The sequence below is a fragment of the Pontibacter brevis genome (assembly GCF_054779655.1).
On sequence record NZ_BAAGXV010000027.1, the window covers coordinates 34,970 to 48,708 of the forward strand.

14 protein-coding genes are annotated in these 13,739 nt (G+C 49.7%); 3 read left to right on the plus strand and 11 right to left on the minus strand.

The annotated features are described in order from the left end of the window. Positions 1-51: 51 nt before the first annotated feature. The 3 genes from ACYVB1_RS07975 to ACYVB1_RS07985 form a co-directional block, all read right to left on the minus strand. Positions 52-579 carry a hypothetical protein gene (locus tag ACYVB1_RS07975; protein ID WP_460922483.1) on the minus strand — a complete coding sequence of 176 codons (528 nt, stop codon included), beginning with the start codon at positions 577-579 and terminating at the stop codon, positions 52-54. A gap of 399 nt (positions 580-978) precedes the next feature. Further along, on the minus strand, positions 979-1,785 hold the full coding sequence (locus ACYVB1_RS07980; protein ID WP_460922486.1) for a TVP38/TMEM64 family protein: 807 nt from the start codon (positions 1,783-1,785) through the stop codon (positions 979-981). A gap of 16 nt (positions 1,786-1,801) precedes the next feature. Then, complete coding sequence (locus ACYVB1_RS07985) at positions 1,802-2,611, minus strand: rhomboid family intramembrane serine protease (protein ID WP_460922488.1); 810 nt, start codon at positions 2,609-2,611, stop codon at positions 1,802-1,804. A 224-nt stretch (positions 2,612-2,835) separates the two neighbouring features. Here ACYVB1_RS07985 and ACYVB1_RS07990 point away from each other — a divergent pair, with 224 nt between their 5' ends. Together ACYVB1_RS07990 and ACYVB1_RS07995 are read left to right on the plus strand one after the other, a co-directional pair. After that, complete coding sequence (locus ACYVB1_RS07990; RefSeq protein WP_460922492.1) at positions 2,836-4,710, plus strand: glycoside hydrolase family 3 protein; 1,875 nt, start codon at positions 2,836-2,838, stop codon at positions 4,708-4,710. A gap of 81 nt (positions 4,711-4,791) precedes the next feature. Continuing rightward, positions 4,792-5,493, plus strand: a complete 702-nt coding sequence (locus ACYVB1_RS07995) for a hypothetical protein (protein ID WP_460922495.1) — start codon at positions 4,792-4,794, stop codon at positions 5,491-5,493. A gap of 53 nt (positions 5,494-5,546) precedes the next feature. Here ACYVB1_RS07995 and ACYVB1_RS08000 read toward each other — a convergent pair whose 3' ends face one another. The 8 genes from ACYVB1_RS08000 to ACYVB1_RS08035 form a co-directional block, all read right to left on the minus strand. Next, complete coding sequence (locus ACYVB1_RS08000; protein ID WP_460922498.1) at positions 5,547-6,062, minus strand: NUDIX domain-containing protein; 516 nt, start codon at positions 6,060-6,062, stop codon at positions 5,547-5,549. 64 nt (positions 6,063-6,126) lie between these two features. After that, positions 6,127-7,146, minus strand: coding sequence for an SDR family NAD(P)-dependent oxidoreductase (locus tag ACYVB1_RS08005; protein WP_460922501.1), 1,020 nt, complete (start codon positions 7,144-7,146; stop codon positions 6,127-6,129). A 126-nt stretch (positions 7,147-7,272) separates the two neighbouring features. Next, on the minus strand, positions 7,273-8,022 hold the full coding sequence (locus tag ACYVB1_RS08010) for an outer membrane beta-barrel protein (RefSeq protein ID WP_460922504.1): 750 nt from the start codon (positions 8,020-8,022) through the stop codon (positions 7,273-7,275). Positions 8,023-8,396: 374 nt separating this feature from the next. Then, entirely contained in the window at positions 8,397-9,311 is a 915-nt protein-coding gene (locus ACYVB1_RS08015) for a M28 family peptidase (protein ID WP_460922507.1), read from the minus strand. A gap of 453 nt (positions 9,312-9,764) precedes the next feature. Then, on the minus strand, positions 9,765-10,346 hold the full coding sequence (locus ACYVB1_RS08020) for a hypothetical protein (RefSeq protein ID WP_460922510.1): 582 nt from the start codon (positions 10,344-10,346) through the stop codon (positions 9,765-9,767). A gap of 15 nt (positions 10,347-10,361) precedes the next feature. Further along, positions 10,362-10,595 (minus strand): GIN domain-containing protein, encoded by a 234-nt coding sequence (locus ACYVB1_RS08025; protein WP_460922513.1) that lies wholly within the window; start codon positions 10,593-10,595, stop codon positions 10,362-10,364. Positions 10,596-10,597: 2 nt separating this feature from the next. Continuing rightward, positions 10,598-11,017, minus strand: coding sequence for a GIN domain-containing protein (locus ACYVB1_RS08030; RefSeq protein ID WP_460922516.1), 420 nt, complete (start codon positions 11,015-11,017; stop codon positions 10,598-10,600). 118 nt (positions 11,018-11,135) lie between these two features. After that, the gene (locus ACYVB1_RS08035) at positions 11,136-12,056 is read right to left on the minus strand and encodes a M48 family metalloprotease (RefSeq protein WP_460922519.1); all 921 of its coding nucleotides are present in this window, start codon (positions 12,054-12,056) and stop codon (positions 11,136-11,138) included. Between the two features lie 197 nt (positions 12,057-12,253). Between ACYVB1_RS08035 and ACYVB1_RS08040 the strand changes: the two genes are divergently transcribed. Then, the gene (locus ACYVB1_RS08040) at positions 12,254-13,657 is read left to right on the plus strand and encodes a high affinity choline transporter 1 (RefSeq protein WP_460922522.1); all 1,404 of its coding nucleotides are present in this window, start codon (positions 12,254-12,256) and stop codon (positions 13,655-13,657) included. Positions 13,658-13,739 lie beyond the last annotated feature (82 nt).

Consider the following 13,739-nt stretch of genomic DNA (forward strand, 5'->3'; position numbering starts at 1 on the left):
CATAAAGTACGGCGCAGGTACCAGTTCGTTCAAACGCCGGTCAGGCAGGTATTAGTTAAGCTTGGCAACCTGAACTTCTTCCCAGAAACCCATCACTTTGTCTTTCTCCCCTACCAGTATATCAATACGGTTGCGGATGCGGCGGTTCATAATGTCGCGCACTACATACAGGCCATCCAGTTCATCGGAAAGACCAGTAACTTCAAGGGAATCACCGTAGCTGATATTACCGCCCCAGCGGCTGTGAAGGTCTCGCGATACCGCTATCCAACGGTGCTTTTTAGGATTTTTTTGGTTGATACGGGAACCATCTGCCGTGATGAAGGGCGTGGCATCTGTCTGCCCGGGCACAGGAAAGTAAACGGAGGCGGAAACTGTTATTATTTCAACCGGTGGTTCTTCGGACTCTGCTTTTTTGATTTTTTTGATGGTGCGTTCAGGTTCCTTTAAACGCAATGCGAGTGTTTTCTCATTTTCTTCGATTTTCGGTTCGAGGGATTCTTCGTTGAACAAGGAAAATTCTTCAGCCACAGCCAACACAATTGAAAATAAAGCGGCGAGTAATTTTGTTCTAAACATACTTATCCTTTTCGTGGAACATCGATTTTTATAACAATAACCCGCTTAAACGACAGGAAAATAGAATGGTTTTATTTTGTCGCAGCAGGTAGCATTAAAGCCCATTTTTCGCCATTTTTTCCTACATTATTATTTTAATAATAATTTATATAAACTTGTAAATAGAAAATTACTATATAGAAGCACCTCCCCTGACTTTACCTTGAATGAATTGGATGAAATTAGAAACGGGCAGATGTGGAAAATCAACTGAAATGTAACCCTGCCTGTGGAACATGCCAAAGGATTTTAGCACCACCCCAAAAGCTGGTGGCATTGCTATAAACTGCAGCGAAGGAGAAGAGGAGGATAAGGCTGGTGTGAAGGGCGGAGCACACCCTGTTTGGCTTCTAACTCCCTTTATTTCTTCTTGATGTATTTATCGTACACCACGTATCCTATAAACGCTGCAAGGCTGACGGCAGAAACCCAGATCAGACCTGTTTTCAGGCGCTCGTTGTTTTCCCCAAGCCAGGCAAGCAGGATAGTGAGGGGCACAATTCCCGCCAGTGTCGCTCCCATAAATTTGAAATAGCCCATCCGGGCCAAACCAGCCACAAAACTGACCGCATCATTCGACAGAAAAGGAGAAATGCGGGCAATGAAAACAGCCCAGGTGCCATAGTTATCGACAAACTTAACTACTTTCTTTTCTGTTTTCCGGCCAATCAGTTTACTTACACCAACCTCTCCCACGCCATGTCCAATCCAGTAGCCTATAGTAGAGGCTACTGCCACGGCCGTTATGGCAATAAGGGATCCCCAGAAACTCCCATAAGCAATGATTGCCACCAACATGAGCGCCACCGCATTGATGACCAGCAGGAACATTTGCGCTACCATGGCTAACACAATAAAGAAAGGGCCCCAGAACCCGAACTGGCTTACCCACTCTGAGATGCGTTGTTCATCTCCGCTTGTCAGCACAGTCCAGGCGTTTTGCACCTCCCGCTGAAAGTTTGGGAATATAAAGTAAGAGGCAATAAGTGCTCCGATAAGGACACCCGTTATAATCAACGGCCATTTGCTTTGCTTATAATCATCCTCATCACCCTGCTGGTCGTCGCTTGTCTCTACCGGCTCCTCCTGTGGCTGTGGATGGTTATAGTCTCCCCGCCGGTGTTCCCTCTTGCTATGGTGCGGTTGGTACTGCTCTTCTTCAGTCATGCTTCTTGTTGATCCTTTATTTCCATTTCTTAGACGAAACAGAAGGACGCTTGGTTGGCATTTGAGCAGTACCTGTGGCAGGGTTCAATGTGTAGGTATAGGTGGTTGTGTCTTTTTTTTGCTCCCGCACTGCATAATGAATGCCGAAATAATGGTAATGGGCACCCATCGTGTTGCTCATGTGGCGCTGCACCACCCCTGGCTCAATAGGTTTCTGATCGGCCCTCTGCGGTTTGCCTTCTGCATACACAATAGCTGCCACAAGGCCAGCTATCAATCCAGCCAGGTGCCCTTCCCACGACACATGCTCCTCGTTTGGGAACAGGCCATAGAACAGGCCACTATACAAAAAAAGCACAGCCAGCGACACTGCCATTGAGCTGCGGTTATGTTGCAAAAAGCCCTTAAACAGCAGGAAGCCGGCCATTCCGTACACCACCCCGCTCGCCCCGATATGGTAGGCCTGCCGCCCGATAAACCACGTCAGGATGCCGCTCAGCACATACACCAGCACAATGACCCGTGGAGCTGTGAGGCGGTGCAGGAAGAGAATGAACCCAGACAGCAGCACCAGCGGGAAAGAATTGGAAAGCAAGTGCAGCAGGTTACTGTGCACAAGCGGACCAGTTACTACCCCTATCAAGCCAAAGAAATTACGCGGCAGTACCCCCAGCCAACTCAGGCTGGCATCTGTCAGGTAGCTGAGCAGGCTGATAAGCGCCAGAAGCCCCACAAAGAGGGTGCCGGGCAGGAAACTGTAGCCAAAGTGTATGTTCTGGTTTTGCAGATCATCATAGGTATCTTTTTCAGATAAAAATACTGGCATAGAGGTGTGCAGAGAAATAAGCGTGTGATATCTCCTTCATTTTTATGAAAGATAAAGTTAATGAACAAAAAGCAGTATACATTACCTTACCTACTTGTGTGCTTCTAACGTAGTGTATTGGCTTAGTGTATTCAAAGGGTGGTATTGCCTATACCACCGGCTTTGGATTTATTTGCAACACGGATACCCCCAAATGAGAGGCAAGAAGTGCAACCAGTTAAAAAATGACACATACCATACATTCATATTCTGCTAAACGCATGTTCTGCTGGTTAACGCTGGCATGGCTACCACTGTTGCTGTTTGCCTGCGAAAGCTCCGAAACGGGTCATCAGGAAGGTGCAGACAGGCAGGAGGCTTTCTTTCCTGTTGAGCGACCTGCAGAACGAATACCGTACGTACGCCCAACCTCCCTGATAACAGCCTTGCAGGACACCTCCTCTTTCTGGGTTGATTCTGTTTTTAATACCCTGACTCCTGAGGAACGTATTGCCCAGTTGATTGTAATAGAAGCATTCTCGGACCAGGGGCCTCAATATGAAGCGGATGTGCTGAACCTGGTAAAGCGTTATAAGGTGGGAGGCATAATCTTCTTCCAGGGCGGACCCGTTCGGCAAGCCATCCTCACGAACAAATACCAGACAGCCTCCAAAGTGCCCCTGCTGATTTCGATGGATGCGGAAACAGGTATAGGCATGCGGCTCGACAGCACGGTGCAATACCCTTTCCAGCAGATGCTGGGCGCCGTGGCCGATAATGGCCTCATCTATAGTATGGGGGCCCAGGTAGCAGCAGAATTCAGGCGGCTTGGCATGCACGTAAACTTCGCACCTGTTGCCGACATCAACAACAACCCGAATAACCCCATCATCAGCTACCGCTCTTTCGGTGAAAACCGGCTGGATGTGACGGCAAAAAGCCTGGCCTATATGCGGGGGATGCAGGAGAATGACATTATTGCCGTGGCCAAACATTTCCCCGGGCATGGCGACACCGACGTAGACTCGCACCTTGACCTGCCTGTCATTCCTTTTCACCGGGAGCGCCTGGACTCGCTGGAGCTATACCCCTTCCAGGAGTTGATTAACCATGGCGTGGGTGGCGTAATGGTAGCCCACATGCATATTCCGCAACTCGACTCCAGTGCCAACTTACCCTCTACTTTATCTAAACCTATAGTATCCGGCTTGCTAAAAAAGGAACTGGGGTTTGAGGGGCTGGTCTTTACCGATGCGATGGTGATGAAAGGCGTGACAAAGTATTTTGAACCCGGTGTGGCGGAGGCACGTGCCCTTATGGCTGGCAACGATGTGCTGGAGCGTCTCAACAGCGTGCCCAAAGCCATCAGTGCAATTAAGCAAGCCATTGCACAAGGCTACCTGGACCAGGAGGAAATTGACCGCCGCTGCAAACGCGTGCTTGCTGCCAAGCAGTGGCTGGGCCTGGACAACTATAAGCCTATTGAGTTAGCCACATTGTATGAGGACCTGAACCCCGCAGCGGCCGACAGTACAAACCGTGCCATTGCCGAGGCAGCCTTAACACTCCTCAACAACAGGAAAAGCATGGTGCCGGTAAAGCAGAAGCGCGGCCTTCGGATTGCGACACTTGCTATTGGTGCCCGGCGCACAATGGCTTTTCAGCGGGAAGTAAAGGAACGGGCCACCACTACTGACTTTATTATTTCACGCAAAGCCAAGGCGAAGGAAACAAAAAAGCTCTGGCAAAAGCTTCAGCAGTATGATGTGGTGTTGGTGGGGCTGTACGGACCCAGCATCCGGCCGAGCAACAACCTGGGTTATTCTAAAGAGGCAACAGCGCTGGTGCAAAAGCTAGCCAGCTCCGACAGGGCCATCATCGCTCTTTTCGATAATGCCTATGCTCTGAACCAGTTTCCGGGGATTGAAAAGAGCAGGGGGCTGTTATTAGCGTACCAGCCCCACTTCCATGCCCAGGAGGCCGCAGCAAAGCTCCTTTTCGGCAAAATACCGGCACGGGGCAAACTGCCTGTTACTATTAACAGGTTTTACTCCTATGGCGATGGTATTAGTAAGGACAAGCCTGTTATACCCGCCTCAAATCCTTTGGCTACACGCTAGTGGGCCTGTAGTTATCTTATACAAGCTCTTTTCGTACATAGAGCAAAGAAATTTTCTTTTAGACCAGATAAAATGGATACTATGAAATCAACATGGCGATATACAGTTTTACTCTGCTTAGGCTTTGCGATCTGGAGTTGCGAAGGCCGCCGCGAAGTAGAAACTACAGAAGAGATAACAGTAGATACAGCAGAAAGTAACGATACTGTTCGGGTAGTAAAGACCGGAAATACAGCGGAAGATGAACTGGAGGAGTTCCGCGCCTGGCTGAACAGGCAGACAGAGCGGGGAGATACTGCTATCCGCCGGGAGTGGCCACAGGTGCGGGAAGAACTACGCGAACGCAACGCAAAGCTTGAGCAGAAATTCGATAGCCTTTCTGAACAATCAAAAGAAGAGTTCAGAAGTTTACAGAACCGTTACGAGCGTTGGGAAGAACGGCAGGAACGCCGCCAGCAGCAACCCCTTGACCCTGCGAAGGTGGCACAATGGCGAAACCAGCTTCTGGATGAGTATAATAACTTAAACAGAATCCAGCCTGAGAATATACGGGAGGCATACCTTACTTTTATGGGTGAAGTAAGAGCCAAGCGCAGCAACTGGACGCAGGACGACTGGGACTATGTAGACCATGTCTACAGCCAACTCAACCAGCGCCGCCGCCAAATAGAGGGCGACCTGAGAACAAGTGATAAACTAAAAATCAGGACGCTGCAGGCGGAATACCTGGCCCTGGAGGGAAGTGCCGACACAAAAGACATGTTGCGCAACACCACAGACTAACAATACTTCAGACAACAACCGGGTAAAGCAGGCATAAGCTTGGCTTTACCCTTTTACCTCTGCTGTAGCTTTGCCCACTGCTGCGCAATAATCGTCTTGGCATCCTGGAATTCTGTGTTCTCCAGTTCCTGTGCTGAGTACCGCACTATCTCTATGTACTCATTCTCATGCGCACTTCCGCCACCCGCTGTGTGCTGCTCCGACACCTCTGCATAAAACAAAGTAACTTTTTCGGTGGTGCCGCCCGGCGACGAGTAAAAAGTGTAAAGCTGCTGTAACTTATTAACATGGTAGCCTATCTCCTCTTCTATTTCTCTCCTGATGCTTTGCTCTGGCTCCTCTCCTTCATCTATCATACCTGCCACAACTTCTACCAACTCCGATTCGGCACCTATACGAAACTGCTTTGTCAGAATGTACTCCTGAGTTTGGGTATCATACACCAGGGCACACACGGCATTACCACGATTAAACTGCTCCCTTGTAAAGGTCTGCCCTTCCTGCTCAACTGTTAGTTTATTTATTTTAAAGTAGCCATCGTAGGCTCTTTCTCTTTTCTTTATCTCCATTGTTTTCCCGTGCCCTGCCTAAGTGAGACAAGGCAAATAATAAATAGTGTATTTTATTAAGCTATTATTCGTTATTACGCTTTGCTGCCTCCTGTGTCCGCTCAGTTAAAGGTGACATCGACAGGTCAGTTTCGCTCTCATAGCCTTTTGCTCTCTCTTTGCCGATTCCGCCTTCACCGGGCAGCAGCTTGTTAACCATACCCATCACATCCGTCATCAGCTCCGGCGAAAGCCCATGCAGCAGAGCGCCTAGTTTAGCAGGCAAGGTAGTTGTTACCTGCGCATCTCCAAAGCGTAGGGCATCCAGAATCTTTTTAGCAGTGGCCTCTGCCGTCATAGAAGTAAAGGGGCTTGAGTCCAGTATTTTGAAGATGGCATACTCCTTTTTGTGCTGGCCTTTTATAAGGGCGTGGCGCGGGCTTCCGGTCTGTATCAGCCCTGGTGTGGCGGTGGTTACCCTGATGTTGTACTTCATCAGTTCGGATCGCAGCCCCTCCGACAGCCTCGTTAGTGCAAACTTACCCGCACTGTAAGGCACCAGGTGCGGCACTCCAATTATACCTCCGATGGAGGATATGTTCAGGATGAGGCCCCCACCGCGGGCTTTCATACTCGGCATCACCGCCATAATGGTATGTACCGGTCCCCAGTAATAAATATTTATCGCTTCCTCGAAGTCCTGCAGGGTCATTTCAGCCACAGGCCCGGCATGAATGACGCCAGCGTTGTTGATGAGCACGTCAATTGGCCCAAACTCGTTCTGCACATTTGTTATCATGTCATTCACCTGCTCCGCCACGGTTACATCGCACTTCTGCACCAGCACGTCTGCGCCATTTCCTGCCAGCTCCATCCGCGCATCTTCCAGTTCAAACTCGTCCCGGGCACAAAGCACCAGGCGGGCTCCTTCTGCGGCCAGCTGCCGTGCCATCACCAGGCCAAGCCCCCTCGACCCGCCCGTTATCAGCACTACTTTGTGATTAAAATCGTAGGCGCTCAGATTTCTGATAACGGCCCTTGCAGCCATCAAGGCTCCTGCACCAGCTGCTACCCACCAGAGTTTGTTTTTATCGTCTGCTTTCATTTTGGAGTTGTTTAGATTACACAGGCACACCACACCCGCCCGGAGAGCAGTAGCGGCTCTTTCCTCTACGGCAGCTAGTAAGAGTAGTTAAATTAAAGTAGCTGATGGAATGCAGGCTGCAGTTTATTACCGGGAGAGGAGTTTGTTTCGGAGTAAGGGGGTATACAGCACTTTTACTGCCGCAACAGCGTAATGGTCGTTTTCCGGGCTGCCTGCACGCGCACCTATGTTGTCTAAATGGTCGGTTGTGGTGATGCGGTACACCAACTCCGGCGAAATACTGATTGCGTCAGTCAAACGAATATGAACACCTGCGCCAAAAGGAATGGCCAGTGTAAACGCCGGGTACTTCCGCTCCGGATCATAGGTTGTCTGGGAGGTATTAAGATCACCTTCGCCTGGGAAAGAGGTGGGGCTGTAGTAAGCCAAGCCTGCACCGGCTCTGACATAAGGTATCAGCAGGCGTTTGCGTGCAGAACGATAGCCAGCGGTGCCTGCATGGCTTTCCAGCAGGTTTACCACAACTGTTCCGGCCAACTCTATCACATCAGATTGAAAAGAGACTTGCTGCACCAGAAGTGAATCTGCCCCGGTAGCTCCTAAACGGGCATACTCCACCAGACCACCAACGCTCAGATACTCCGAAAGCCGAAAGAGCGCTCCCCCACTCACACTTAGCCCCAGGTTATTACAGCCTGGCCCACTGCAGATGTCACTCTTAACGGCTGCCACACCTCCACCTGCCACCAACACCAGTCTACCTTCCGGCATCGTGCTCACCCTGGTCCTGTTACGCAAAGCCTGCGCTTCAGCACTCTTAAAGCTACCTAACATCAGGAAAAAGCATAACAGGAAAAAGTAAACTTTACCTTTCATATGATTAGACAGGGTTTTTAAATAAAAGCGTGTCGTGCCGCCAAATTAAATTTGTCTCTGTACGTAAGTTTAACTCAACCGTAAGCAAAAAATTTTCTGATTTATAGGCAGGGCTTTAATTTATTAGTCTTAAGGCAAAAATAGAGGGTGTATGTACCAATTGCCTGTACTAATGCTGTTGTATGTTACCATCAAGCCGTTGCACTCAAGCACGGTAGTTCAGGTACTGGTGACATTTCACCATCGTACTACAGGAACCAGCAGGGTAATTTGTTAGCTGCTGCATAGCACCAGGTTGCTTTGGCTCATAAAAAAGAAAAGCAAGCACCTCCTCATTTAGCTGAGTCAGCACCTGCCTGAAAAGGTTTTTGATATTACTTAGGGGCTGTGAGCTTGCCTGCGTTTTTATCCATCAGGCTGATAAAATCAATCACAAGGGCTGCGGCATCCGGATAAAAGCTGGTGTTCACGTTCACGAAATCATCAGTGGGTTTATGATAATGCGGATGATCCTCAACCCCAAAGTATACATAAGGGATGTTCCGCTTATGAAACTGGTAATGGTCGGATTGAGAAGTCCAGTCATCGTGCCCCTGCTCCGGCAGATCGTGTCCCAGCAACAGTTTTGCTTGTGGCTGCGGTTTGATACGCTCCAGGTACGGCCTAAGCTGCGGGTTATGGTAAGCACCGCTGGCATAAAGTTCGCCTTTGTCATTTATGCTCAGCATATCCATGTTCACATTCAGCAGAATGTGCTGCAAAGGCACTGGCGGGTTTTCCAGAAAAGCATTTGCTCCCTGCAGGCCCAGTTCCTCCCCGTCTAAGGCCACAAAAATCAGGGTATGGTCCGGCTTGCTTTTAGAAAAATGGGAGGCTGCCGCTAGCAAGGCTCCAACACCCGAGGCATTGTCATCGGCACCATTATAGATTTCGCCATTCCGTTGCCCCACATGGTCATAATGCGCCGTAATCACGATAGCTTTCTCTGACTTACCCGGAATATACCCTACCAGATTAGTCGCCTGCTCTACCACCAGTTCCTTTCTCTCTAACCGGAAGTGCTGCTTATAATCCTGCCCGAATGGGCGAAGGCCAATCTGCTTAAAACGCTGCTGGATATAGGCTTGTGCCTTTTTATTGCCATCAGTGCCACTGAGCCTTCCTTCTAAAGAGTCTGAAGCCAGCACCTGTACATCTTTTAGCAGCAGCTCTTTGTTAAGCTTCGGCCGCTGTGCCATGCTTAGTAGCGGCACAGCAAGGATAATGGAAAAGGCTAGTAATTTTTTCATAATCAGTTCTACAAACACGAAGGTAATGTAAAAGGCATTTTTCGCCTCACAGGCAGCTTTAAATCTGTGGCCATGCTACCCAGTTATGCTGCCGTTTTGTATTTCTGCTGCATGACCTGGGGTAAGGTTTAGGCTGATGCGCTGCATCCCATTTTCTGGTTTCTCTATTTGGCACATACACCACGGTAGGAATCCAACCATTCCGGATATAGGTTCCAGAAGCATCTGGCTGAGTATGAGAGTCTTTGTATTGCTTAGAGTTATTTTTCATCTTCTTGCTTCCGTTACAATTTCAAAACATGTCGATGTTATAACTTATACAAGGAATGTGCCAGCTACGCCACAAATGGACAAGGTTGCTCGCTTTTTTGAGGTTTGAAAGCCAGGAAAACTAGTCCCCCTAAAGCACAATTTCACTACACAAAAAAGCCAGACATACAGCCTGGCTTCTCTTTAGTCTTTTATGTTGATGTACGACGGCAATTCAAAAGGGCCTAACGAAGTGAGTATGGTCGGTTTTATCTGCAGCGTTACCTTGGGCCGCGCTGCTTTGTCCTGGTTCAGGAGCGTAGCCAGTTGCAGCAGGTTGTTCAGGTCAGGGCGGCCGTTCGACTCTGCCAGTTTAAGGGGAGAGCGAAGGGTAACGGTATTTAAGCCGTTCTTTAACTCTACAGGCTCACTTACCAGGCCGCTCAGTGCCTGTTGGCCTTCTACCAGCAATTGCCATTTCAGCTGCGTTACCGTCATGGTTCGCTCCTCCTGCCCTTCGCCCAGGGCCACATTCAGACCTAGGGTAGAGGTCGCATTCAGGTTATTCTCAGAAACTGCCGAAAATAGCCGAGCGGCCTCACTAAAAGAGAAATCCTGCGGGTTCTTCTTCGCCAGGAGATTCACCCCATTCACTTCTATCCTATCCACGCTTTTCAGGCTGTATTCTGCCTCTTTGAAAGCCTCTACGTCATTCTTAGTTTTACACGCAAAGCTGAGCACCAACAGGGCCAGCACCAGCGCATAGTTTCCAAACTTTTTAATCATATTGAATTCACCTCATTACTTTCTGACAACCTTACCAGAACCGGATACATCAGCATTAACGGTTGGGTTCCCCATATGGTATACACGTCCACTGCCACTAATGTCTACATCCAGCCGTTCTTCAACATTAACCTCTGCTCTCCCTGAGCCCGAGATATCCACATCAGCCGCTCTGGACGTCAGGTCAAAGCTATTGTTGCTGCCAGAGCCACTGATGCGGGAATTTAGCTTGTTGGCCGCCAGCCGCAATTTTATATCGCCGGAGCCCGAGACTCTTCATTAAATTCGTCACTCTCAAACACATCCTCCAGTTCCAGATAACCAGAGCCGCCTACGCTGGCCGAATGGATTTCCGGCACAGTAATAAATACCTGTACCTTTTCATGGTTACGGAGGCAGCGGTTAAAACCGACGTCCCAGGTCCCCTCCCTGACTTCGGTTTCCAACTCATCCAGCACATTTGGCTGCCCCTTCACCTCTACCCGCTGGGTTTCTCCTTTCCTGACAAATACACGGGAATTGCCACTTACACTTACTCCGTCAAACTGCGCCACGTTCAGCGTGCGTGTTTCTACGTCTCCCTCTCCTTCCAGGCACATACCTCCCCCATCGCAGGAGACAAAAAAAGAAGATAACACCAGCAGAGTGAAGGATAAGCGGAAGCTTTGCATAGTTCTACAGTTTGGTGGGGCAAATAATTTATCAGCAATATATTGATAAAAACACATACAACCTATAAAACAAAGGGCCACACCTCTTAGAGATGTGGCCCCCGAAAAGAGGAGTCTTTTAAGAGAGGTGGCCTACTCGCTGCCCTCGCTTATTCACCAGATAACCTTCGTCAGTTATGAATATAGTATCCATTATTTTGCTTTCGAAGTAGTAAGGGAAATCCGGGTTATTTGTTTTAGCCAGTTTACCTATCACTCGTACGCCGTCCTCGGTCATGTGCACCAGGTTCAGGCGTCTTGTCACATAAAACTGCTCACGCGGAGCTTTGGTGAAGTTCACACGCGTCAGCACATTGCGGCTGTCCATCGCCACAGGCTGCGTGTTAACGGATGAGGGCCTTTGTGCAGAGACTATCTGGCGCTCTGACGGGCGGGTGCTTGGCACAATACCCCGCTGATCAGGCTGCGGCCCCTGGGCACTAGCGACTAACTGGTCATTTGCACTCTTCCAACCTCTGCTTATGGCAGCCAGGCGGTATCTTTTGCCCGGGTGTGTGCGGGAAGTTTCTTCTTCTGAGAGTAAATCGATAGCGGCCTGGGCCTCTGCCAGGCTTGCTCCCATTTTACGAAGCACAAACCCCGAAAATTCATCAGCCTCCAGCTCATCCTCAGGGTTGCTGCCACTTCTGGACAGGGTGTGCCCGTTCAGGTGGTGCCCGATTTCGTGCGCCAGTATGCTCACGCCACCCCAGTCAGTGTGCACGGCATTGTTGATGCTGGACAAAAAGCTGTCGCTGTACAGAATGTACCGTTTGCCGTTATAAACTACTGCCGCAGCATTGTCTATGTCGGCAGCCCGCAGTTCGAAGCGTGGCTTCAGCCCCACTACATTGATAATTTCCTGCACAATGTCGCGGGTATCGGCAGGCGCAGTAACGTCAGAAGCCGGTGTGGCAACAGTAGCAGCAGTAGCTACCTGCCCCAACACAGGGGCGAACACCAGTCCCAACATAATGGTAAGTTTCTTTATATATAGCATAGTTTAGTTTGTATGGATAAGTGCGCTGTGTAAAAGTAAAACGGTAATTATCAGCTGTTATTTTATAGCAAGTACTTTGCCAAAATATTCCGCTAAGCGTCCGAAGGTCTGTTCGTTGATTATTTTTTAATTCCGTTTCGGATGGTTTCGCCCCTATTCAGTATTCCTTCTTATTTTAGCAGGAAACTACTATTGCTATGCTCATCCTGTTCGTGCTGCTCTACCTGCTCTTTAACATTGGCATTGGCTATTGGGCATCACGCCGTGTGCACAACACCACCGATTTCCTGCTGGCAGGCCGCAGCCTGCCGTTCTACATTTCCACCACCGTTGTGTTCGCAACATGGTTTGGATCCGAAACCCTGTTGGGTGCCTCTTCCGAGTTTGCCTCGCATGGCTTGCTGGGAGTAATAGAGGATCCATTTGGGGCGGCGCTGTGCCTGGTGCTCGTGGGACTTTTCTTTGCAAAGCGGCTCTACCGCATGAACCTGCTCACTCTCGGCGACTTTTACCGGGTACACTACAACAGAACCACTGAACAGCTAGCTGCTTTTTTCATGGTAATCTCCTACTTTGGCTGGATTGCGGCGCAGATGGTGGCACTGGGTATCGTCATGAACCAGGTGTTTGGCATATCCACCGTTGGAGGTATCCTGATAGGCAGCGGCATCGTGATTGGCTATACCTTTCTGGGGGGTATGTGGTCTGTTTCCATCACAGACTTTGTACAAACCGTGATGATTATCGGTGGTTTGATTTTTATCTCCTGGGAGCTACTGCAGGCAGTGCCGCTGACAGAGGTTAGGGCAGGCTTGCCAGATAACTTCTTCCGGTTTGTACCTGAAGAACGCAGTGCTGTCAGCTGGCTCAACTACTTCGGCCTCTGGATTACGATTGGGCTTGGCTCCATTCCGCAGCAGGATGTGTTTCAGCGGGTGATGTCGGCAAAATCAGAGCGGGTGGCGGTGGCGGCCTCTGTCAGTGCCGGGTTTTTGTACCTGACGGTAGCCTTTATGCCGCTGCTGCTGGCCCTTTATGCAAAACAAATGCACCCGGAGCTGATGCAGCAGGACGCGCAGCTGCTGGTGCCGGGGCTTATTCTGCGTTCTACGTCCATGCTCGTGAAAGTACTTTTCTTCGGGGCACTTATTTCTGCTATCATCAGCACGGCAAGTGGCGGTATACTGGCGCCTGCTTCTATATTAAGTGAAAACATGCTGCGCCCCCTTCTGCGAAATGCAACAGATGCCCGACTGCTGCGCCTCTCCCGCCTGAGTGTGTTGCTGGTTGCGGCAGTCTCGCTGGCAATGGCGCTGCTGCGCAGCAACATCTATGAGTTGGTGAGTGAATCCTCGGCCTTGAGCTTGGTGAGCCTGTTTGTGCCACTGGTGGCTGGCATGTTCTGGCGCAAAACAAATGCAGTCGCCGCCATTGCCTCCATGCTGGCAGGAATGGGAGTCTGGCTACTGGCGCTGTACCTCAGCACTGAGGTAAACCCGATGTTGTATGGTTTGGCGGGAAGTACAGCCGGATTATTTTTAGGTCAGCTTGTAGGGCAGAAAAGAGCACTGAAAGTGGGGGCTGTTCAAAAAAAATCCTAATTTGGGGCACCTTTACACGACTTTGTTTTGCACCAGAAAGTTCAAGGCCGTAACTTGAAAATATTTCATTCTACACCCTCCA